The following is a 23,407-nucleotide window of genomic DNA, read 5'->3' on the forward strand; positions in this document are numbered from 1 at the left end:
CCTCCTTTCCGGTTTAATTATTATGCTTTTACCGCACTTCTGATTTTTAGTAATGCTTTTTTAGCACCAGGTACGTTTCCTTTGATCAATAGCAAGTTGCGCTCAACGTCAACTTTAACGATTTCAAGGTTTTGTACAGTGATTTGCTCTCCACCCATACGTCCAGGCAATAACTTACCTTTGAATACACGGTTTGGAGCTACAGGACCCATTGAACCCGGGCGACGGTGGTAACGAGAACCGTGAGCCATTGGTCCGCGAGATTGTCCGTGGCGCTTGATAGCACCTTGGAAACCTTTACCCTTCGAGATTCCTGTTACATCAACAGTTTCGCCTTCAGCGAATATATCAACTTTGACTTCTTGACCAACTTCATATTGTCCTAAATCAGCTCCGCGGAATTCACGAACGAAGCGCTTAGGAGCAGTGTTTGCTTTAGCAACATGTCCTTTTTCAGGCTTGTTGGATAGCTTGTCGCGCTTATCTTCAAATCCGACTTGGATTGCTTCGTATCCATCAGTTTCAACTGATTTCTTTTGAAGAACAACGTTCGCAGCAGCCTCAACAACTGTTACCGGGATAACATCACCGTTTTCAGCAAATACTTGAGTCATACCAATCTTTCTTCCTAAGATTCCTTTGGTCATTTCAGTCACACCTCCTAAGTTTCTTTTTCTTATTTATTATTAAAGTTTGATTTCGATATCTACACCAGACGGCAAGTCTAAACGCATTAATGAATCAACCGTTTGTGGTGTTGGGTTAACGATGTCGATAAGACGTTTATGCGTACGCATTTCGAATTGTTCACGAGAATCTTTATACTTATGAACCGCACGAAGAATTGTGTAAATTGACTTTTCGGTTGGCAATGGAATCGGACCAGATACAGCCGCACCAGAACGCTTTGCAGTCTCAACAATCTTTTCAGCAGATTGATCAAGGATTCTGTGATCATACGCTTTTAAACGAATACGAATTTTTTGTTTTGCCATTATTTTCCCTCCTTTTCGCCTATTTTAATATAGACATTCTCCGTGAAAATTTCCCACACACTCGCCATGGCAAAGCGGCCGGGTGTGTCAGCAACCTTTCACATCATCGCAGTCAAAGACCAACATTGTCTATTATACAGAAACAATAAATGAAATGCAACATCAATATGTTATTTCTTTATGTTTCGCACACTTTTACTATTATAACGACTATACCAGAAGTTTTCAATAGGAATAGAAGAAGTCTAAATATTTCATTTAGACACACTGCAGTAAAATGAAATGAATTAATTGGAGAATCTATACTATAGAAGAAACTCGGAAAACCGAGTTATCAAAAGGGAGCAGAAACACCAAATAAATACATTGAAATTCAATAGCATTTTTAATAATTATGAGTTCACCTTACGCTGATCGGAACTATTATCACCAGTTAGTTACCTTAATAACTAAATTCATGTTTCTGCAGGACAAAATTAAACTTTTCATTTGTGTTTAAATACTTAAGTTTTTTCTTTGCAAAATTTTATGCAGGTATGACGCTATTCACGGCTTACCTATGAATCATTTTCCTTCAAGGATGAAACCGAAAATATATCCTCCCTTTCGGACACAGAAATTGTTTATAAGAATGCAAAAAAAAACAGATGGGTCGTCACCCATCTGTTTAATATAATTATTCTTGGATTGTAGCAACTACGCCAGCGCCAACAGTACGTCCACCCTCACGGATAGAGAATTTAGTACCTTCTTCAATAGCGATAGGAGCAATTAGTTCTACAGTCATTTCAATGTTATCTCCAGGCATAACCATTTCTACGCCTTCAGGAAGATTACAAATACCAGTTACATCAGTTGTACGGAAGTAGAACTGAGGACGGTAGTTTGTGAAGAATGGAGTATGACGTCCACCTTCTTCTTTTGATAAAACGTAAACTTCTGCTTTGAACTTTGTGTGTGGTGTGATTGTACCTGGCTTAGCAAGCACCTGTCCACGTTGGATATCTTCACGAGCAACCCCACGAAGAAGGGCACCAATGTTGTCTCCAGCTTCAGCATAATCAAGAAGCTTACGGAACATTTCAACACCTGTTACAGTAGTAGATTTTGGTTCTTCAGCTAAACCGATGATTTCGATTACGTCACCGACTTTAACTTGTCCACGCTCTACACGTCCAGTAGCAACAGTTCCACGACCAGTGATTGAGAATACGTCCTCAACTGGCATCATGAATGGTTTATCAGTGTCACGAGTTGGTGTTGGGATGTACTCATCAACAGCAGCCATAAGTTCTTCAATTTTAGCTTCCCACTCTGCTTCTCCTTCAAGAGCTTTAAGAGCAGAACCTTTGATTACAGGGATGTCATCGCCTGGGAAGTCGTATTCAGAAAGAAGGTCACGTACTTCCATTTCTACTAACTCAAGAAGTTCTTCATCGTCAACCATGTCGCACTTGTTCATGAATACAACAAGGAAAGGTACACCAACCTGACGAGATAGAAGGATGTGCTCACGAGTTTGCGGCATTGGGCCGTCAGCAGCAGAAACAACTAGGATTCCGCCGTCCATTTGTGCAGCACCAGTGATCATGTTTTTAACATAGTCAGCGTGACCTGGGCAGTCAACGTGTGCATAGTGACGGTTTTCAGTTTCGTACTCAACGTGAGCAGTTGAGATTGTAATTCCACGCTCGCGCTCTTCTGGAGCTGCGTCGATTTGATCGTATCCGCGTGCTTCACCGCCGCCCTTCTTAGAAAGAACAGTTGTGATAGCTGCAGTTAAAGTAGTTTTACCATGGTCAACGTGTCCGATTGTACCGATGTTAACATGGGGTTTTGAACGGTCAAATTTAGCTTTTGCCATTTTGAAAAATCCTCCTTTAGATTATAAAAGTTAAGTATTTTATTGCTGCGGAGAGGTTACCCTATCCACAGCACATTTTGCCTACAATAGTAGTTATACTTGATTAAAAAGGTAAAATCAATTATTCACCTTTATTTTTTTTAATGATTTCTTCAGAAATTGATTTTGGTACTTCTTCATAGTGATCGAAATGCATAGAGAACACTCCACGACCCTGTGTGCTTGAACGCAGGGATGTTGCATAACCAAACATTTCAGAAAGTGGTACCATAGCACGAACAACTTGAGCGTTACCGCGAGCTTCCATACCTTCTACTCGACCACGACGGGAAGTAACATTACCCATGATATCTCCCAGGTATTCTTCAGGAATAATTACTTCTATTCTCATAACTGGTTCAAGGATAACTGGGTTACATTTTGATGCAGCATTTTTAAGTGCCATTGATGCTGCGATTTTGAATGCCATTTCAGATGAGTCAACATCATGGTAAGATCCATCAAACAATCTTGCTTTAATATCGACTAATGGGTATCCAGCAAGTACTCCTCTATCAAGTGAATCTTCAAGTCCAGCTTGTACAGCAGGGATGTATTCGCGAGGAACCACACCACCAACAATGCCGTTTTCAAATTCGAAGCCCTTACCTTCTTCGTTTGGAGAGAATTCTATCCAAACATGGCCGAATTGTCCGCGTCCACCTGATTGGCGTGCAAATTTACCTTCAACCTGTGCTGAAGCACGGAAAGTTTCACGGTATGCAACCTGAGGTGCACCAACGTTAGCTTCCACTTTAAATTCACGTCTCATACGGTCAACAAGGATATCAAGGTGAAGTTCACCCATACCGGCAATGATAACCTGTCCAGTTTCCTGGTCAGTATGCGCGCGGAATGTTGGATCTCTTCTTGTAATTTTTGTAGAGCAGTTGTCATTTTATCTTGGTCAGCTTTTGACTTAGGCTCGATAGATAGTTGGATAACCGGCTCTGGGAATTCCATAGATTCAAGAATAACAAGATTCTTCTCATCACATAGAGTATCACCAGTTGTAGTATCTTTTAGGCCTACAGCTGCAGCGATATCTCCAGCGTGTACTTCTGAAATCTCTTCACGGGAATTAGCGTGCATTTGCAGGATACGTCCTACACGTTCGCGCTTTCCTTTAGTAGAGTTTTGCACATATGAACCTGAGTTCAAAGTACCAGAGTATACACGGAAGAATGTAAGTTTACCAACATAAGGGTCGGTCATAACTTTAAATGCTAATGCAGAGAATGGTGCGTCATCGCTAGAAGGACGCGTAACCTCTTCATCTGTATCCGGAAGTGTACCTTTGATAGCTGGTACATCAAGCGGAGAAGGAAGGTAGTCAATTACAGCGTCAAGCATCTTTTGAACACCTTTGTTTTTGAAAGCTGAGCCACAGATTACAGGATAAAATTCAACATTAACAGTACCTTTACGAATAGCTGCTTTAAGCTCATCGTTAGTGATTTCTTCACCACCAAGGTATTTCTCCATTAATTCTTCATCAAGCTCAGCTACCGCTTCAATTAACTTTTCACGGTATTCTTCAGCTTGTTCCATGTATTCTTCTGGAATTTCACGATCTTCGATATCCGTACCTAAGTCGTTACCGTAGAAAGTTGCTTTCATTTCAATTAAGTCAATGATACCTTCGAACTGATCTTCAGCACCAATCGGTAATTGGATAGCTGCTGCATTTGCTTGTAAACGGTCATGAAGTGTCTTCAATGAATACAAGAAGTCAGCACCTAGCTTATCCATTTTATTTACGAATACCACACGTGGCACTCCGTAAGTAGTTGCCTGGCGCCAAACTGTTTCAGTTTGAGGCTCAACACCTGATTGCGCATCAAGTACAGCTACCGCACCATCAAGTACACGCAGGGAACGTTCAACTTCAACCGTGAAGTCTACGTGACCTGGAGTGTCGATGATGTTTACGCGGTGGCCTTTCCACTGTGCAGTTGTAGCAGCAGAAGTGATTGTAATTCCGCGCTCCTGCTCTTGCTCCATCCAGTCCATCTGCGAAGCACCTTCGTGCGTTTCACCGATTTTATGGATACGGCCAGTGTAGTAAAGTACACGCTCGGTTGTTGTTGTTTTACCGGCATCAATGTGAGCCATGATACCGATATTACGAGTATTTTCTAAGGAGAACTCTCTAGCCATTGGGTCTTTCTCCTTCCTAGTATGAGTGTTATTTTAATAAAGCTATTAATCTTACCAGCGGTAGTGAGCAAACGCTTTGTTTGCTTCTGCCATTTTGTGTGTATCTTCACGCTTCTTAACAGATGCGCCAGTGTTGTTAGCTGCATCTAGAATTTCGTTAGCTAAACGCTCTTCCATTGTTTTCTCACCGCGAAGACGAGAATAGTTTACTAACCAGCGAAGACCAAGAGTTGTACGACGATCTGGGCGCACCTCAACTGGTACTTGGTAGTTTGCTCCACCTACACGGCGTGCTTTTACTTCAAGTACAGGCATGATGTTCTTAAGTGCTTGATCGAATACTTCCATTGGCTCTTTGCCAGTACGTTCGCTAATGATATCAAATGCAGAGTAAAGAATTGCTTGAGATTTACCTCTTTTACCGTCAACCATCATTTTATTGATAAGGCGGCTAACAAGCTTAGAGTTGTAAATCGGATCAGGCAATACGTCTCTTTTTGCTACAGGACCTTTACGTGGCATGGATTTTTCCTCCTTTCAACATTCTTTACTATTTAATAGAATTATTTTTTAGCTGCTTTCGGACGCTTAGCACCGTATTTAGAACGGCCTTGCATGCGGTTGTTAACACCAGCAGTATCTAATGCGCCGCGCACGATGTGGTAACGTACACCCGGTAAGTCTTTTACACGACCTCCACGGATTAACACTACACTGTGCTCTTGCAAGTTGTGTCCGATACCAGGAATGTAAGCATTAACCTCGATACCATTTGTTAAACGAACACGTGCATACTTACGTAATGCTGAGTTCGGCTTCTTAGGAGTCATTGTACCAACACGAGTACATACACCACGCTTTTGAGGTGAAGCTACATTAGTTTGTGCTTTCTTGAAGCTGTTGTAACCTTTGTTAAGCGCTGGTGAATTAGACTTCTCAGATTTAGTTTGACGCGGTTTGCGCACTAATTGATTAATAGTAGGCATTTTATTTTTCCTCCCTTCGATTTTGTTTAAGCCCACACATCCAGGTGGTTCATTTTGATGCAAAAACAAAGTTCTTGCAATCTCAATCTACAAAAACAGTTTTTAAAGAGTTATGGCAACAGCTGCCGCACACACTTCAATCCCGCATGCTTTTCCGAGTTTTTTCATCGAATCCACATATAAGATCGGAACATTCATATCATTCGCTGTACTTACCACTTTCGCTGTGACTCTCGCATCAGCGTCTCTGGCAACTACCACTTCTTTGATTGTTCCAGTTTTGAGAGCTTTAACTGTTTGCTTTGTTCCTACAATAAAACTTTTTGCCTGCAATACTTTATCATAAGACATTTAATGTATCCTCCAAAGTATCCGGTGAATAGGAGCACCTTTGCTATAGTAACATCTTCATTTTTTGATGTCAACAAGCAAAACGATTTTTATTTAATTTATTCACTTTAAAATGCGGTGCCTGCTGCAAGTCAGCAAACACCGCAATGAATAATTTACTCAACTGTTACCGTATCTTCTGTTGCCTCTTCATTTGTATAAGGCTCTGCTCTTCTGTAACGCTGCATACCTGTTCCTGCAGGGACAAGTTTACCAATAATTACATTCTCTTTAAGGCCAAGGAGCTCATCACGCTTGCCTTTGATTGCTGCATCAGTAAGAACTCTTGTCGTCTCCTGGAACGATGCTGCAGATAAGAAGGAGTCTGTTTCAAGAGATGCCTTCGTGATACCAAGAAGCACCGGACGCCCTGTTGCAGGCATTTTCCCAGCCAGAAGGGCTTTTTCATTGGCATCTGTGAACTGATGGACATCAAGGAGTGTACCAGGCAGTACATCTGTTTCTGCCGCATCAATTACACGCACTTTGCGAAGCATTTGGCGTACCATAACTTCGATATGCTTATCGCCAATTTCAACCCCCTGCATACGGTATACTTTTTGAACCTCACGCAGCAAGTATTCTTGAACAGCTGTAACATCTCTAACTTTTATTAACTCTTTAGGGTCAATAGAACCTTCTGTCAATTCCTGACCACGTACTACCTCATCGTTAACAGAAACTTTTAGGCGTCCTGTATATGGTGCAGTATAAGTTTTAGATTCCACTTCACCTTGTACCACAATTTCATGCTGGCGGTCACGGCCTTCATTAATGCCGACCACAACACCATCGATTTCAGAAATAACAGCTTGACCCTTAGGGTTACGAGCTTCAAATATTTCCTGGATACGAGGTAAACCTTGAGTGATGTCATCTCCCGCCACACCGCCGGTATGGAAGGTACGCATTGTTAACTGTGTACCAGGTTCTCCGATGGATTGGGCAGCAATGATACCTACAGCCTCACCAACTTCAACCTCTTGTCCAGTAGCAAGGTTGCGGCCGTAGCACTTCTTACATACACCATGACGAGTGTTACAAGTAAATGCAGAACGGATCCAAACCTTCTCAATGCCAGCTGTAACAATCTCATTGGCAATGTCCTCAGTGATCAAACCGTTTTCAGCAACAATCACTTCGCTGGTTTCAGGATGTTTGATATTTCTTCTTGCATAACGGCCGATTAAACGTTCTTCAAGTGCTTCGATTACTTCTGTTCCATCTTTAAGGGAAGCGATCAACAAGCCGCGATCTGTTCCGCAATCGTCATCACGTACGATAACATCCTGCGCAACGTCTACAAGACGGCGAGTCAGGTAACCTGAGTCAGCAGTTTTAAGAGCCGTATCTGCAAGACCTTTACGGGCACCGTGAGTAGAAATAAAGTACTCGAGAACCGTTAAGCCTTCTCGGAAACTTGATTTAATCGGTAATTCAATAATACGTCCAGCCGGGTTGGCCATAAGTCCGCGCATACCAGCTAACTGAGTGAAGTTAGATGCGTTACCACGGGCACCCGAGTCACTCATCATAAAAATCGGATTGGATTTATCCAAAGACTTCATCAGCTTGGACTGAATATTATCCTTCGCTGCACTCCAGATTGAAATAACACGATCATAACGCTCATCTTCTGTAATAAGACCGCGCCTGAACTGCTTCATTACATTATCAACCTTGCCCTGTGCTTCCTGGATAATTTCCTGCTTCTCCCCTAATACCACGATATCGGCCACACCGACAGTGATACCGGCTTTTGTGGAGTGTCTGAAACCAAGGTTTTTCATGCGGTCAAGCATTTTGGATGTTTCAGTAATTTTAAAACGTTTAAATACTTCCGCAATGATATTACCAAGAATCTTTTTCTTAAACGGATCAACAAGAGGCATTTCCTTGATGACAGCTGCGACATCGGTAGCAGGCTCTACAAAGTACTTTTCAGGAGTTTCAATCTCAAGATTTTCTTTTGTAGGCTCATTGATATACGGGAATGTCTCTGGCAAAATCTCGTTGAAAATAAGCTTACCAACCGTAGTTAATAATAGCTTTTTATTTTGATCTTCAGTAAACGTCTGGTTATTTAAGGATCCAGCATGGACAGCTACTCTAGTATGCAAATGAACATAGCCATTCTGGTAGGCCAGTAATGCTTCACTAGTATCATTGAAAATCATGCCTTCACCAACAGCGCCTGCTCTTTCAAGTGTCAGGTAATAGTTACCTAATACCATGTCCTGTGAAGGAGTAACAACTGGTTTTCCATCTTTCGGGTTCAGAATGTTCTGTGCTGCAAGCATTAATAAACGCGCTTCAGCTTGTGCTTCTGCGGATAAAGGTACGTGAACAGCCATTTGGTCACCATCGAAGTCTGCGTTATAAGCAGTACATACAAGCGGGTGAAGACGGATAGCGCGTCCTTCTACCAATGTAGGTTCAAACGCCTGAATACCGAGTCTGTGAAGAGTCGGTGCGCGGTTCAGCAATACAGGGTGTTCTTTAATAACACTTTCAAGAACGTCCCAAACTTCCGGCTGAACTCTTTCGATTTTGCGTTTTGCAGACTTGATGTTATGGGCTAACCCTTTTTCCACCAATTCTTTCATAACAAATGGCTTGAATAATTCCAATGCCATTTCTTTTGGAAGTCCACACTGATACATTTTTAAGTTTGGTCCCACTACGATAACAGAACGGCCAGAGTAGTCAACACGCTTACCAAGCAAGTTTTGGCGGAATCGTCCTTGCTTACCTTTTAGCATGTGTGACAAAGACTTCAACGGACGGTTTCCTGGTCCCGTTACCGGTCTGCCGCGTCGTCCATTATCGATTAGCGCATCAACAGCTTCCTGAAGCATTCGCTTTTCATTTTGGACGATAATGCTTGGAGCACCAAGATCCAATAAACGCTTTAAGCGATTGTTTCTGTTGATTACACGGCGGTACAGGTCATTTAAGTCAGAAGTGGCAAAACGTCCGCCATCAAGCTGTACCATCGGACGAAGCTCCGGAGGGATAACTGGCAGAACGTCTAGGATCATCCAGGAAGGTTCATTTCCAGAACCACGGAAAGCTTCAAGAACTTCAAGGCGCTTAATAGCACGTGTACGGCGCTGGCCTTGTGCAGTTTTCAATTCCTCTTTCAGGGTGTCTACTTCTTTGTTGAGGTCAATATCAGAAAGAAGCTTCTTAATGGATTCAGCGCCCATGGATGCCTGGAACTTGTTTCCGTATTTTTCGCGATATGCGCGGTATTCTTTTTCAGAAAGCAGCTGCTTCTTTTCAAGAGCCGTATCGCCTGGATCAGTTACAACATAAGAAGCAAAGTAAATAACTTCTTCAAGCGCACGAGGGGACATGTCAAGAACAAGGCCCATGCGGCTTGGAATGCCTTTAAAGTACCAAATGTGAGATACAGGAGCTGCAAGTTCAATGTGGCCCATTCTTTCACGGCGCACTTTTGCGCGGGTTACTTCAACACCGCATCGATCACAGACAACACCTTTGTATCTGACGCGCTTATATTTTCCACAGTGACATTCCCAGTCCTTTGTTGGTCCGAAAATGCGTTCGCAGAACAAACCGTCTTTTTCAGGTTTTAATGTACGATAGTTAATCGTTTCAGGTTTTTTGACCTCACCGTGTGACCATGAACGAATCTTATCCGGTGAAGCAAGACCTATCTTCATATACTCGAAATTGTTTACATCTAGCAAGGGGCCTACCTCCCTTTTGATCTCCGGGTTTTACCCTTATTGCTCAATACAGCAGCATGATTGCCGGTACAAATTCCTCTGCGGCTTCGCCTGGATTAGGCGAAGCGCGAAGAAATTTAGGAACTTTGGATTCCATTTTTATATGAAAGTTATTCTTTGGTAACTACTTGCTCTTCATTTTGCGTTTCCGGGGCAATTGTAAGTGATTCAGCCTGCTGAACCTCTTCATCATCCTCCATGTCGCGCATTTCAATTTCCTCTTCATCGCCTGAAAGGATCTTAACGTCCATACCCAAGCTTTGAAGTTCCTTGATTAGTACCTTGAATGACTCAGGTACACCTGGCTCAGGAACATTCTCGCCTTTAACGATTGATTCGTAAGTCTTAACACGTCCTACAACATCATCCGATTTGACCGTTAAAATTTCCTGAAGAGTATATGCTGCACCATATGCTTCAAGTGCCCATACCTCCATCTCACCGAAGCGCTGTCCGCCGAACTGAGCTTTACCGCCCAGCGGCTGCTGCGTAACGAGTGAGTAAGGTCCAGTTGAACGGGCATGCAGCTTGTCATCAACCATGTGTGCCAGTTTGATCATGTACATGACGCCTACTGATACACGATTGTCAAACGGCTCGCCGGAGCGTCCATCATAAAGGACTGTCTTTGCATCACGGGCCATGCCTGCTTCTTGAATCGTTGACCAAACGTCTTCCTCACGGGCACCATCAAATACAGGGGAAGCTACATGAATGCCAAGAGCTCTGGCAGCCATACCAAGGTGAAGCTCGAGCACCTGTCCGATGTTCATACGTGACGGAACCCCTAATGGGTTTAGCATGATGTCTACTGGAGTGCCGTCTGGTAAATATGGCATATCTTCTTCCGGCAAAATACGGGAGATAACACCCTTGTTACCATGGCGCCCGGCCATCTTGTCCCCTTCGGAGATTTTACGCTTTTGAACGATGTATACACGTACAAGCTGGTTCACACCTGGAGGAAGTTCGTCGCCATCTTCCCTGTTGAACACTTTAACATCAAGTACAATACCGCCGCCGCCATGTGGCACACGGAGGGATGTATCGCGTACTTCACGTGCTTTTTCACCAAAGATTGCATGTAATAGCCTTTCTTCAGCTGTTAGTTCTGTTACCCCTTTAGGAGTAACTTTACCAACTAGAAGATCGCCGTCTTTTACTTCCGCACCCGTACGGATAATTCCGCGCTCATCAAGGTTGCGAAGAGCATCTTCCCCAACGTTAGGGATATCGCGGGTGATTTCTTCAGGCCCTAGTTTTGTATCGCGGGACTCAGATTCGTATTCTTCAATATGGATAGATGTATAAACATCATCTTTTACGAGACGCTCACTCATAATGATCGCATCCTCGTAGTTATATCCATCCCATGTCATAAATGCTACAAGAACGTTTCGGCCAAGGGCTAATTCCCCAAGTTCCATTGAAGGTCCATCCGCAAGGATTTCTCCCTTTGTTACACGGTTTCCGACGGCAACAATTGGACGCTGGTTGTAGCATGTTCCCTGGTTGGAACGGATAAATTTAAGCATTCTGTATTTATCAAGATCGCCTTTTACTTCCTGTCCATCTACATTTTGAATGCGGCGCACCCAAACTTCGCGTGCTTCAACATGCTCAACGATTCCTTCATGTTTACAGATGACTGCAGCACCAGAGTCTTTACCTGATACGTATTCCATACCAGTCCCGACTCTAGGCGCTTCCGGCTGCATCAAAGGCACAGCCTGACGCTGCATGTTCGCTCCCATTAAGGCACGGTTGGAGTCATCGTTTTCCAAGAAAGGAATACAAGCTGTCGCTGCAGAGACTACTTGCTTAGGCGATACATCCATGTAATCAACACGATCGCGTTTTACAACAGTGTTTTCACCCTTGAAACGGGCAACTACTTCTTCATCAAGGAATGAACCATCATCACCAAGAAGTGCATTCGCCTGAGCAACTACATAGTTATCCTCTTCATCAGCTGTTAGATAGTCGATGCGGGAAGTAACTTTTCCTGTCTCAGGATCTATGCGGCGATAAGGTGTTTCAATGAATCCAAAACGGTTCACCTTCGCGAAGGAAGATAAAGAGTTAATCAATCCGATGTTAGGTCCCTCAGGCGTTTCAATCGGACACATACGGCCATAGTGAGAGTAGTGAACGTCACGCACTTCAAAACCGGCACGTTCACGAGTCAAACCGCCAGGCCCTAACGCTGAAAGACGGCGTTTATGTGTTAATTCAGCAAGCGGATTTGTTTGGTCCATGAACTGGGACAACTGAGAACTTCCGAAGAACTCTTTAATTGAAGCAATTACCGGACGAATGTTAATCAGCTGCTGAGGTGTAATTGTATTTGTATCTTGAATAGACATTCTCTCGCGGACAACACGCTCCATACGGGATAAACCAATACGGAACTGGTTTTGCAATAGTTCGCCAACGGAGCGAAGGCGTCTGTTTCCAAGATGGTCAATATCATCTGTGTCTCCCACAGAGTGAAGAAGATTGAAGAAATAACTGATTGAAGCAATAATGTCTGAAGGTGAAATGTTCTTCACTGCTTCTTCAACATAGGCATTGCCAATCACATTGATGACCTTTTCTCCGTCTTCGTTTGGCGCGTAAATTTTGATGGATTGCAGCAATACATCATCATCTACTACTCCGCCTAAAAGGCTAACTGTTTTAAAACCGATATCTTTCTCCAAATTAGGAAGAATGCGGTCCAATGTACGGCGGTCAAGAGTAACGCCTTTTTCCGCAATAATTTCGCCTGTTTCTGGATCCACAAGTGTTTCAGCCAGTTTCTGGCCAAATAAACGGTTTTTAATATGAAGCTTTTTATTAATTTTGTATCGGCCGACATTAGCTAAATCATAGCGTTTAGGATCGAAAAATCTTGAAACAAGCAAGCTTTTCGCATTTTCGACTGTCGGAGGCTCACCCGGACGAAGGCGTTCATAAATTTCAAGCAACGCCTTATCCGTGCTTTCGGTGTTATCTTTTTCGAGAGTATTGCGAATGTACTCGTTGTCTCCAATCAAATCGATGATCTCTTGATCAGAGCCGAACCCAAGTGCACGCAAAAGAACCGTAACGGGCAGTTTCCGAGTACGATCTATTCTGACGTATACGACGTCTTTGGCATCAGTTTCATACTCAAGCCAAGCGCCGCGGTTCGGGATTACGGTTGCGGTATATCCTTTTTTCCCGTTTTTATCAAGCTTTCCACTGAAATATACGCTCGGTGAACGTACAAGCTGGGATACAATGACACGTTCCGCTCCATTAATAACGAACGTACCTGTCTCTGTCATAAGCGGGAAGTCACCCATAAAGACATCCTGGTCTTTAACTTCGCCTGTTTCTTTGTTTACAAGACGCACTTTCACACGTAAAGGTGCAGAATATGTAACATCTCGTTCTTTCGATTCCTCAACGGAATATTTTGGTTCGCCAAGGCTGTAATCAATAAATTCAAGCGACAAATTACCAGTAAAGTCTTCAATCGGAGAAATATCATGGAACATTTCTCGTAAACCCTCATCAAGAAACCATTGATAAGAAGAGGTTTGGATTTCGATTAGATTTGGTAATTCTAAAACTTCACTGATTCGTGCGTAACTTCTACGTTGGCGGTGTCGTCCATACTGAACTAGTTGACCTGTCAACTGATTCACCCCTCAAATCAAGCGTTATTGTTGCTAATAGCAATTTATTATCATCCTATAAGAAAAGCGGGAACGTAAGCCAAACATCCATTCTTATAAGACAAAAAGAAAAAGGGTTTTCACTTCAAAAACCACATTTTCACAATACGACTATTATTTTGTTAGCTTTCCCATTAAAACCAAATTTATACAACTATTAGTTAAATTTAGTTATAAATAGAAATATAATATGTTGGCATTTTACAATACTATCATAGCGAAAAAGTCAAGTCAATCTTTTTTTGCTTTTAAAATAAAATAGCCTTTTTTCTTTTCTACAGTCTCAACCTCGCCAAACAGCTCTTTCAGTTTATCAATGGCAGAAGGCGCTCCCTGCTTTTTCTGGATGACCACCCATAGATCCCCTCCAGATAGCAACGCTTCAAAGCTTTGCTCAAAAATATCATGAACAACTTTTTTACCTGCTCTGATCGGCGGGTTTGTCAGGATTGCAGCGAACTTATTTCCTTTTGTATTTTCAAGGCGATCGCTTTCATAGATTGACACATTTTTGATGCAATTTAACTCAGCATTCTCTTTTGCCAACCCAAGCGCCCTCTCATTTACATCGACCATATGTATAGTCCGTTCCGGCATAAGCTTCGCTGCTGTCAGGCCGATAGGCCCGTACCCGCACCCAACATCAAGAATGTTCCCCTCGACTTCCGGGTGTTCAAAGGTTTCAATTAATAGTCTTGAACCAAAATCCACTTCATTTTTTGAAAAAACGCCATTATCTGTTTTAAAGCGGAATGATTGATCCTTCAGGGTATAACTCCAGGTTTTGGGACTGCTTTCGACTTTTTGTGTTTGGGAATAATAGTGTTCGGACATGAAATCACCTCCATAGGAGAATATCAATTGAAGAATTTCGGAGAACAACAATAAAGTGTTTTCGAACGAATTATAAAGGATTGCTTTTTAAAAAGCAAAAATCTTAAGACCTTATATTAATAGAGATAGAAATCAGAAGGTTTGAAAATATAAAAGTATATACTTTTCACTTGATTGCAAAATAAAAAGCCCGCCTAAGCAGCGGGCCTTTCATCAATTATATTACTTAACTTCAACGCCAGCTCCAACTTCTTCAAGCTTAGCTTTAACTTCTTCAGCATCTTCTTTAGAAACGCCTTCTTTAAGAGCTTTAGGAGTGTTATCAACAAGTTCTTTCGCTTCTTTAAGTCCAAGACCTGTGATTTCACGAACAACTTTGATAACCTTGATTTTTTGGTCGCCTGCAGAATTAAGAATTACGTCAAATTCAGTTTGTTCTTCAGCAGCAGCGCCAGCAGCAGCTCCACCAGCCATTGCTACAGGAGCAGCAGCAGTTACACCAAATTCTTCTTCGATTGCTTTTACTAAGTCGTTTAGTTCTAAAACAGTCATAGATTTAACTGCTTCAATGATTTGTTCTTTAGTCATGATAATGTTTCCTCCTTATATTTGGTTAGAGTCTATTAGTTTAACGCTAAAATTAACTTACGCGCCTTGTTCTTCTTTTTGGTCTGCAACAGCCTTTGCAGCAAGAGCAAGATTGCGGATAGGTGCCTGAAGTACGCTGAGTAGCATAGATAGTAAGCCTTCGCGTGATGGTAGTTCAGCAAGAGCTTTAACATCTTCTACTGAAGCGATATTCCCTTCGATTACACCTGCTTTGATTTCAAGTGCTTCATGCTTTTTCGCGAAATCATTTAAGATTTTCGCTGGAGCAACTACATCTTCTGTGCTGAACGCAATTGCGTTAGGACCAGTTAAAGAATCGTTTAAACCGGATAGTTCAGCAGCTTCAGCAGCACGGCGAGTCATTGAATTCTTGTATACCTTGAATTCTACGCCAGCTTCACGAAGCTGTTTACGAAGTTCTGTAACTTCAGCAACAGTAAGACCGCGGTAGTCGACAACAACTGTAGATAAACTTGATTTAAATTTATCAGCAATTTCTTCTACGATTTGTTTCTTTTGTTCGATAACGCTGCTCATCCTTACACCTCCTGTAGAATTTCTACATTCATACCGTCCAATAAAAAACCTCCACACCTTAGCAGACATGGAGGAAGTATACAATAGCAAGTTAAACAAGCATTCTATCGTAATACCTCGGCAGGAAATTAAGCTTTGCAGCACCTGCTGTCTACGGCACAAATGTTATTATATTTTCACAACAAAATACATATTACTATATGCATATTACGTTGTCAATTGTTTTTTTATTTTACTGCAACAGATGAAGGATCTACTTTTACGCCAGGTCCCATAGTAGAAGTAACAGAAACGTTCTTCATGTAAGTTCCCTTAGCAGCTGCAGGCTTAACTTTCATCATTGTATCGAAAATAGTGTTGAAGTTTTCAACAAGCTTTTCGTTTTCGAATGATACTTTACCGATTGGCACGTGGATGTTTCCGGCTTTGTCAACGCGGTATTCTACTTTACCTGCTTTGATTTCGTTAACTGCTTTTTCTACGTCAAAAGTAACTGTACCTGTTTTAGGGTTAGGCATTAAACCTTTAGGTCCCAATACGCGGCCAAGTTTACCAACTTCACCCATCATGTCAGGTGTAGCAACGATCACATCAAAATCGAACCAGCCTTGGTTGATTTTGTTGATGTATTCTGAATCTCCTACGAAATCTGCTCCAGCAGCTTCTGCTTCTTTCGCCTTTTCACCCTTAGCGAAAACAAGAACGCGCTGAGTTTTACCAGTTCCGTTTGGAAGCACAACTGCTCCACGGATTTGCTGGTCAGCTTTCTTAGGGTCAACTCCTAAACGGAATGCTACTTCAACAGTTGCATCAAATTTAGCAAAATTAGTTTTCTTCGCAAGATCAATCGCTTCGTCGATTGGGTAAGCTTTTGAAGAGTCGATAAGCTTTGCAGCTTCTACGTACTTCTTACCTTTTTTAGCCATTTTTATTTCCTCCTTGAATGTGGTTTTAGCGGAATAACCTCCCACGAATAAAGGTTGCGAGTGAAACCAAATTCAGCGTCGCAACCTCAATCATAAACAGAAATGCGTTAAAATTTCTGAAGCTGGACAGTTGTCCAACATTCAAAGTGCACACATTATAAATTTACATGCATGGATTAGTCTTCGATAACGATACCCATGCTGCGTGCAGTACCTTCAACCATACGCATTGCAGCTTCAACACTTGCAGCGTTTAGGTCAGGCATCTTTGTTTCAGCAATCTCGCGTACCTTGTCACGCTTGACTGTTGCTACTTTATTACGGTTTGGTTCACCAGAACCAGACTCGATTCCAGCCGCCTTCTTAAGAAGAACTGCAGCAGGAGGAGTTTTCGTAATAAATGTAAATGAACGGTCTTCAAAAACCGTGATTTCAACAGGAATGATTAAGCCAGCTTGTTCAGCTGTACGAGCGTTAAATTCCTTACAGAATCCCATGATGTTAACACCCGCTTGACCTAGTGCAGGTCCTACTGGTGGTGCAGGGTTAGCTTTACCTGCAGGGATTTGTAACTTAACAAGTTTGATTACTTTTTTAGCCACGAGACACACCTCCTTAAAGTCCGTGATGTGGTAATAGGGAAATTCCCTCCCACTCAACTTATAGTCTTTATATTAAGATAAAGAACTTGACAAATGTCCAGCCTCATTGTCGAGACATACTGACCTATGAAATATTATCACTTTTTAAAGACGATTTCAAGTTTTTTTACAAAGATCTATAAAAGTACTTTCACAGAGCAAGCATTATCCAACCAATGCATCAAGCATTTTGGCAGTTTCCTACAGCTTTTCAATCTGTGAAAAATCAAGTTCTACCGGAGTATCACGGCCAAACATGTTTACAAGCACTTTGATCTTTGCCTTATCTTTATCAATATCTTCAATGGTACCTGTGAAGTTTGCAAACGGGCCTTCTTTGACTTGAACCGTTTCACCGATTTCAAAGTTAATATCGAATCGTTTTTCTTCAACACCCATATGCTTAAGAATGTTTGTCACTTCTTCCGGCAATAATGGAGTAGGCTTTGAACCTGAACCCGCAGAGCCGACGAAACCAGTTACGCCAGGAGTATTCCTTACAACATACCAGGAATCATCTGTCATAACGATTTCCACTAGTACATAACCAGGGAAAACCTTTCGCTTTACTACTTTCTTCTTGCCGTTTTTCAATTCTGTTTCTTCTTCTTCCGGAACCACTACACGGAAGATTTTGTCTTGCATACCCATAGATTCAACACGTTTCTCCAAGTTGGCTTTTACTTTATTTTCATAGCCAGAGTACGTATGAACAACATACCAATTCTTTTCCATTCAAGAGGACTTGATCGTCCTTCCCTCCCTGTATTAAACAAATTATTTACCATCACAACATAACTTTTTGACCAAATGAAAAAACCCGTTTCCGGGCTTTGCAAATGTTTCCTGTGTTATTCTCCATTATACCATGGAAACTCAGGGGTTATTCAAGAATAAAACGAATCAATTCAGAAATACCCAGGTCAAGCACTGCAAAAAACAAAGCAAAGAATGTAACTGTAGCAAGAACCGTCACAGTATAGTTTGTTAATTCTTTGCGTTTAGGCCAGCTGACCTTTCTCATTTCTCGTCCAACTTCACGGAAAAAATTCACGATGCGCTGCATTTCGTAACCCCCAACTTTCAAGAGATATATCCTTCAACAGAAAAGCGTAAACGGCATCATAACATACTCCTAGTCCGCAAGACACCATTAAGCTTTCTGGCTATTAAAAGGGTACTTCTTCTAATCTATATCTAAACTACTTTGTTTCTCTATGGATCGTATGAGTACTGCATGTACTGCAAAACTTCTTCAGTTCCAGCCTTTCAGAATCATTCTTGCCTGCCGTGGAGTAATTTCTCGAACCGCAAACAGAACAGGCCAAAATTGCTTTTTTAGTCATATTCCCACCTACTAGTCTCTTTACGCCCTTAAAACTTTAACACGCTCCCTAAAACATGTCAATAACTGCAAAAAGAGTGCGGGTTTGGAAGATAATGTCTATAATGAAAATTCACGCACTTCCAAATATCTTTCCAGCTTTCTTTTTACACGCTGCAAGGCATTGTCAATTGATTTAACATGGCGGTTGAGTTCCTCGGAGATTTCCTGATAAGACTGCCCGTCCAAATATAAGGCAAGCACTTTTCTTTCCAGATCGCTCAGAAGCTCGGACATTTTTATTTCGATATGGTCAAACTCTTCCTGGTTAATAATAAGCTCTTCAGGATCCATGACCTTTGCACCTGAAATTACATCCATTAAGGTTCGGTCAGATTCCTCATCATAAATAGGCTTGTCCAAAGAAACATACGAATTCAGCGGAATATGTTTTTGGCGCGTCGCCGTCTTGATGGCCGTGATAATCTGCCTGGTAATGCATAATTCGGCAAATGCTTTAAAGGAGGATAACTTGTCCTCTTTAAAGTCACGAATTGCTTTATATAAGCCAATCATTCCCTCTTGCACAATGTCTTCTTTATCTGCGCCAATTAAAAAATAGGATCTTGCTTTTGCCCGCACGAAATTGCGATACTTATGAATCAGATAATCCAGTGCTTCACTTTCTCCTTTATGCACCAGATCAACTAACTCTTCGTCCTCAAGCTGAATAAAGTCTATTAGATTTTCGTCGATTGTCTTGAAGTCAGCACTCACTAGGATCCCCCCGACCGTACAAGCATGGTTAGAAATATTATACAGCAGGGCTTTTTCAAGCGTCAACCGCTCATTGGCCTCCTCTGCGCCATTTTTCAAAAATTTCTGCCACTTCGTCACTTAGGGGAATTTTGGAAACAGGCTTTCTTTGCTGAATTTTTTTAACCTTTTTTTCAATGCTGCTTTCGATCAGATTCATTTCATTAAGCAATTCTCTTGCAGACTTCCTTAGAGCGCCTTGGCCAAAGATGACCCATTGCTCTGTAAAATCCGAAGTGGCTACATGGATTTGCGTTTTAATGTTGCTTAAATCGATCGCCAATTTTTCAATGCGCTCATCGGCTGTTTCATTATTTCTGGTAAAAATTACCTCAACTTTTGAATTCTTAAATTTTTTTTCTGTTCCCTTTACATAGTGGGCATCAAAAACGACTATAACTCTGTAACCGGAATATCCCTGGTACTCGGCCATTTTTTCAATCAGGCGGTCTCTGGCAGACGATAAATCTTTATCTTTCAGCTCCCTGAGTTCTGGCCATGCACCAATTATGTTGTACCCGTCAACAATAAGGATGTCCATTTTTATCCCTCAAGAGGATGCCGTTTCCGATAAACCTCATACATAAGAAGAGCAGCCGCAACTGATGCATTTAGCGAGGTAACATGTCCAGCCATTGGCAATTGGATAAGAAAATCACATTTATCCCGAATAAGTCGGCCCATGCCTTTTCCTTCGCTTCCGATAACAAGCCCTATTGGCATTGTTCCATCGAATTGGCGGTAATCTTCTTTCCCTTTCGCATCTGTACCCGCGATCCATACGCCTCTTTCTTTCAATTCATCAATTGTCCTTGCCATATTGGTAACGCGCACGACGGGAATATACTCAATCGCTCCAGTGGATGCCTTGGCCACAGTTGCGGTAAGCCCCACAGCCCTCCGCTTCGGAATAATAATCCCATGTGCCCCGACAGCATCGGCCGTTCTCATAATGGATCCGAGGTTATGTGGGTCTTCTATCTCATCAAGCAATAGAAAGAATGGGGCATCGTTTTTCTTTTCAGCTGCTGCGAAAAGGTCGTCGATCTCTGCATACTGATACGCTGCAACCTGGGCAATGACTCCCTGATGGTTTCCTTCTGCCATCTGATCGATTTTCTTTTTAGGGACAAACTGGACAAGCACACCGGCTGATTTTGCCAAACCGATTACCTGCTGCATCTGGCCGCCTTGCGAACCTTCAGCAATAAATATCTTATTAATATCCCTCTCTGATTTTAATGCTTCAATAACAGGGTTTTTCCCAATGATAAAATCCTGGCTCATTTTACCGCTCCTCCTTTCTTCTCCTCGACTAAACTAATTGATTTTATAATCAGCTCTTCCATCCGCTCTTTACTTTTGGATAAAAACAAATATCCGATCAAGGATTCAAAAGCCGTACTGTACCTGTACGTTTGTACATCGGTATTTTTTGGGACAGAACCAGATTTGGCATTCCTGCCCCTGCGCACAACCGCCAATTCCTCTTCTGTCAGAATATCGAAATTAATCAATTCATGTATGATCATGGATTGTGCTTTTGCAGAAACATACCATGTTGCCTCCTTGTGAAGAAGGTGAGGCCTGACCCGTCCGTTTTGTATCAGATGGTGGCGTATATAGGTTTCAAAAACAGCATCCCCCATATACGCCAAAGCAAGACTATTCAATTGTTTTTCATCTACTTTATTATCATAGTGAAGCATCCTTTAGCCTCTTTTCCATCTAATTCCCTGCGGTGTATCTTCAAGGATGATATTCATCTCTTTCAGCTCGTCGCGGATCTTGTCAGCCAGTACAAAATTGCGTTCTTTTCTGGCCTGCTGGCGCTGTTCGATTAACTGCTCGATCTCCTCATCCAAAAGTTCCCCATTGGCTTCCTCAAGAGTAAGGCCCAAAACTTCAAATAGTGTTTCAAACTCATTCGTGAATGCGTCAATCACTTCAACAGCAGTGTTCTTCTCCATCAAATAATAATTTGCTAATTTTGATAGCTCAAACAAGATGGAAACTGCATTGGCTGTGTTAAAATCATCATCCATATCTTTAATGAATTGTTCATGAAGAGCGGTTATTTTACCAATCCACTCCTGATTGTTGTCAGGCAGATTTACGCTTGTTTCCTTGCGGTGTTTCAAATTTTGATAAGAAGTTTTGATTCTCTCAAGCCCTGAGCGTGTATTTTCAAGCAATTCATCACTGTAATTGATTGGGTGCCTGTAGTGTACAGAAAGCATAAAAAATCTGAGAACCTGAGGGTCATGTTTCTGGATAATGTCATGAACCAAAACGAAATTCCCAAGTGATTTAGACATTTTTTCATTATCTATATTAATATAGCCATTATGCATCCAATAACGGGCAAATGTTTTCCCTGTCAAAGCTTCTGACTGCGCAATTTCATTTTCATGGTGCGGGAAAGCCAAATCCTGTCCGCCAGCATGGATATCAATGGTTTCCCCCAGGTATTTCTTTGCCATAGCAGAGCATTCAATATGCCAGCCAGGTCTTCCTTTACCCCATGGGCTATCCCAGGAGATTTCCCCTTCCTTCGCTGCTTTCCAAAGCACAAAATCAAGGGAATCCTGTTTCTTTTCTCCGACTGCAATACGGGCTCCGACACGCAATTCGTCAATGGACTGGTGTGAGAGTTTTCCATACTCATCGAATTTACGGGTATGGTAATACACATCCCCCTCTGACTCATAAGCATAGCCTTTGTCAATCAAGGTCTGGATAAAATCAATAATAATTTCCATGCTTTCAGTCACTCTCGGATGGACATCCGCTTGTCTGCAGCCAAGTGCTGAAACATCTTCAAAGTAAGCGTTGATAAAACGTTCCGCAATGCTTGGAACATCCTCTCCAAGCTCATTCGCTACACGAATCAGCTTATCATCAACATCTGTAAAATTGGAGACATACTGAACATCATAACCACGAAATTCAAGATATCTCCTTACTGTATCAAATACAATTGGCGGACGGGCATTTCCTATATGGATATAGTTATATACGGTTGGTCCGCACACATACATTTTCACTTTTCCCTCTTCTAACGGGATAAACTCTTCTTTTTGCCGTGTAAGTGTATTATAAATCTGAATGGCCATGCACCTGGCTCCTTTCTTTCCTTAAGGTCTCAACTTCACTTTTTAAAGCTTGCAGCTCATTTTCCATTTCCTTGAAACGGTCTGCAATTGGATCCGGAGATCCGTATGATTTAAGTCCTTTTTCACTTTTACACCATCCCGGATTTTTACTCTGCCAGGAATACCGACTACAGTTGAATTGGGCGGAACCTCATGGAGGACAACTGACCCTGCTCCTACTTTTGAATTTTCCCCAATGGTAATGGAACCAAGAACTTTCGCCCCGGTAGCAATTAGCGCATTGTCTTGAATAGTTGGATGCCGCTTTCCTTTTTCTTTACCGGTTCCGCCTAGTGTAACACCCTGAAAAACAGTTACGTTATCGCCGATTTCACACGTTTCCCCGATTACCACACCCATGCCATGATCGATAAAAAAACGTCTGCCGATTTTTGCACCTGGATGGATTTCAATTCCTGTGAAAAATCGGCTGATTTGGGAAACAACTCTTGCAAGGAAATAAAACTTCCGTTTGAAAAGCGCATGGGCAATACGGTGTGACCAAATCGCATGAAGCCCAGAATACGTTAATACTACTTCCAAATAGCTTCTTGCCGCCGGGTCTTGTTCAAATACTACTTCGATGTCTTCCTTCATTCTTGCAAACATCGTTCTTTCCCCTCCTAACATAATCTCCATTTATTTTTTATATACGGCCTAAGAAGGCCAGGT

At 42.0% G+C, this 23,407-nt stretch carries 21 protein-coding genes, 2 pseudogenes and 1 other annotated feature; all 23 genes and pseudogenes read right to left on the reverse strand.

What is annotated here, in order from left to right:
• Positions 1–20 precede the first annotated feature (20 nt).
• The 23 genes and pseudogenes from rplC to cysE all read right to left on the reverse strand — a co-directional run bounded on the left by rplC (position 21) and on the right by cysE (position 23,344).
• The gene (gene rplC / locus AC3ZVC_RS03940; RefSeq protein ID WP_490066321.1) at positions 21–647 is read right to left on the reverse strand and encodes a 50S ribosomal protein L3; all 627 of its coding nucleotides are present in this window, start codon (positions 645–647) and stop codon (positions 21–23) included.
• A gap of 39 nt (positions 648–686) precedes the next feature.
• Positions 687–995: a 30S ribosomal protein S10 gene (rpsJ, locus tag AC3ZVC_RS03945; RefSeq protein WP_009336571.1), complete on the reverse strand. Its 309-nt coding sequence runs from the start codon at positions 993–995 to the stop codon at positions 687–689.
• 676 nt (positions 996–1,671) lie between these two features.
• Positions 1,672–2,859, reverse strand: a complete 1,188-nt coding sequence (tuf, locus tag AC3ZVC_RS03950) for an elongation factor Tu (RefSeq protein ID WP_144546235.1) — start codon at positions 2,857–2,859, stop codon at positions 1,672–1,674.
• 121 nt (positions 2,860–2,980) lie between these two features.
• A pseudogene (gene fusA / locus AC3ZVC_RS03955) lies at positions 2,981–5,058 on the reverse strand (elongation factor G).
• A gap of 51 nt (positions 5,059–5,109) precedes the next feature.
• Entirely contained in the window at positions 5,110–5,580 is a 471-nt protein-coding gene (gene rpsG / locus AC3ZVC_RS03960; RefSeq protein WP_113885244.1) for a 30S ribosomal protein S7, read from the reverse strand.
• A 41-nt stretch (positions 5,581–5,621) separates the two neighbouring features.
• Positions 5,622–6,044 (reverse strand): 30S ribosomal protein S12, encoded by a 423-nt coding sequence (rpsL, locus tag AC3ZVC_RS03965; RefSeq protein ID WP_009336562.1) that lies wholly within the window; start codon positions 6,042–6,044, stop codon positions 5,622–5,624.
• A gap of 102 nt (positions 6,045–6,146) precedes the next feature.
• Positions 6,147–6,395, reverse strand: coding sequence for a 50S ribosomal protein L7ae-like protein (locus AC3ZVC_RS03970; RefSeq protein ID WP_490066322.1), 249 nt, complete (start codon positions 6,393–6,395; stop codon positions 6,147–6,149).
• A gap of 155 nt (positions 6,396–6,550) precedes the next feature.
• Complete coding sequence (rpoC, locus tag AC3ZVC_RS03975) at positions 6,551–10,150, reverse strand: DNA-directed RNA polymerase subunit beta' (RefSeq protein WP_490066323.1); 3,600 nt, start codon at positions 10,148–10,150, stop codon at positions 6,551–6,553.
• A 149-nt stretch (positions 10,151–10,299) separates the two neighbouring features.
• Entirely contained in the window at positions 10,300–13,863 is a 3,564-nt protein-coding gene (rpoB, locus tag AC3ZVC_RS03980) for a DNA-directed RNA polymerase subunit beta (RefSeq protein ID WP_490066324.1), read from the reverse strand.
• 261 nt (positions 13,864–14,124) lie between these two features.
• The gene (locus tag AC3ZVC_RS03985; protein WP_490066325.1) at positions 14,125–14,727 is read right to left on the reverse strand and encodes a class I SAM-dependent methyltransferase; all 603 of its coding nucleotides are present in this window, start codon (positions 14,725–14,727) and stop codon (positions 14,125–14,127) included.
• Between the two features lie 222 nt (positions 14,728–14,949).
• Entirely contained in the window at positions 14,950–15,315 is a 366-nt protein-coding gene (rplL, locus tag AC3ZVC_RS03990; RefSeq protein ID WP_490066326.1) for a 50S ribosomal protein L7/L12, read from the reverse strand.
• Between the two features lie 57 nt (positions 15,316–15,372).
• On the reverse strand, positions 15,373–15,873 hold the full coding sequence (gene rplJ, locus AC3ZVC_RS03995) for a 50S ribosomal protein L10 (protein WP_490066327.1): 501 nt from the start codon (positions 15,871–15,873) through the stop codon (positions 15,373–15,375).
• Between the two features lie 33 nt (positions 15,874–15,906).
• Positions 15,907–16,048, reverse strand: a sequence feature (ribosomal protein L10 leader region).
• 52 nt (positions 16,049–16,100) lie between these two features.
• Positions 16,101–16,844 carry a 50S ribosomal protein L1 gene (gene rplA / locus AC3ZVC_RS04000; protein ID WP_490066328.1) on the reverse strand — a complete coding sequence of 248 codons (744 nt, stop codon included), beginning with the start codon at positions 16,842–16,844 and terminating at the stop codon, positions 16,101–16,103.
• 131 nt (positions 16,845–16,975) lie between these two features.
• Positions 16,976–17,401: a 50S ribosomal protein L11 gene (rplK, locus tag AC3ZVC_RS04005; protein ID WP_009336545.1), complete on the reverse strand. Its 426-nt coding sequence runs from the start codon at positions 17,399–17,401 to the stop codon at positions 16,976–16,978.
• Between the two features lie 240 nt (positions 17,402–17,641).
• Positions 17,642–18,175 (reverse strand): transcription termination/antitermination protein NusG, encoded by a 534-nt coding sequence (gene nusG / locus AC3ZVC_RS04010; RefSeq protein ID WP_110067537.1) that lies wholly within the window; start codon positions 18,173–18,175, stop codon positions 17,642–17,644.
• 148 nt (positions 18,176–18,323) lie between these two features.
• The gene (gene secE, locus AC3ZVC_RS04015) at positions 18,324–18,506 is read right to left on the reverse strand and encodes a preprotein translocase subunit SecE (protein ID WP_110067536.1); all 183 of its coding nucleotides are present in this window, start codon (positions 18,504–18,506) and stop codon (positions 18,324–18,326) included.
• A gap of 136 nt (positions 18,507–18,642) precedes the next feature.
• Positions 18,643–18,786 carry a 50S ribosomal protein L33 gene (gene rpmG, locus AC3ZVC_RS04020; RefSeq protein ID WP_490066329.1) on the reverse strand — a complete coding sequence of 48 codons (144 nt, stop codon included), beginning with the start codon at positions 18,784–18,786 and terminating at the stop codon, positions 18,643–18,645.
• 98 nt (positions 18,787–18,884) lie between these two features.
• Positions 18,885–19,607 (reverse strand): RNA polymerase sporulation sigma factor SigH, encoded by a 723-nt coding sequence (gene sigH, locus AC3ZVC_RS04025; RefSeq protein WP_181396140.1) that lies wholly within the window; start codon positions 19,605–19,607, stop codon positions 18,885–18,887.
• Between the two features lie 4 nt (positions 19,608–19,611).
• Complete coding sequence (locus AC3ZVC_RS04030; protein ID WP_490066330.1) at positions 19,612–20,121, reverse strand: NYN domain-containing protein; 510 nt, start codon at positions 20,119–20,121, stop codon at positions 19,612–19,614.
• Positions 20,122–20,123: 2 nt separating this feature from the next.
• Positions 20,124–20,867 (reverse strand): 23S rRNA (guanosine(2251)-2'-O)-methyltransferase RlmB, encoded by a 744-nt coding sequence (gene rlmB, locus AC3ZVC_RS04035; protein WP_490066331.1) that lies wholly within the window; start codon positions 20,865–20,867, stop codon positions 20,124–20,126.
• Complete coding sequence (locus AC3ZVC_RS04040) at positions 20,864–21,289, reverse strand: Mini-ribonuclease 3 (protein WP_490066332.1); 426 nt, start codon at positions 21,287–21,289, stop codon at positions 20,864–20,866. Before AC3ZVC_RS04040 ends, rlmB begins: the two co-directional genes overlap by 4 nt.
• A 3-nt stretch (positions 21,290–21,292) precedes the next feature.
• Positions 21,293–22,696 (reverse strand): cysteine--tRNA ligase, encoded by a 1,404-nt coding sequence (gene cysS / locus AC3ZVC_RS04045; RefSeq protein ID WP_490066333.1) that lies wholly within the window; start codon positions 22,694–22,696, stop codon positions 21,293–21,295.
• Positions 22,677–23,344, reverse strand: a pseudogene (gene cysE, locus AC3ZVC_RS04050) (serine O-acetyltransferase). Before cysE ends, cysS begins: the two are co-directional and overlap by 20 nt.
• Between the last annotated feature and the right edge of the window lie 63 nt (positions 23,345–23,407).

Source organism: Cytobacillus sp. C11.1 (assembly GCF_058145115.1).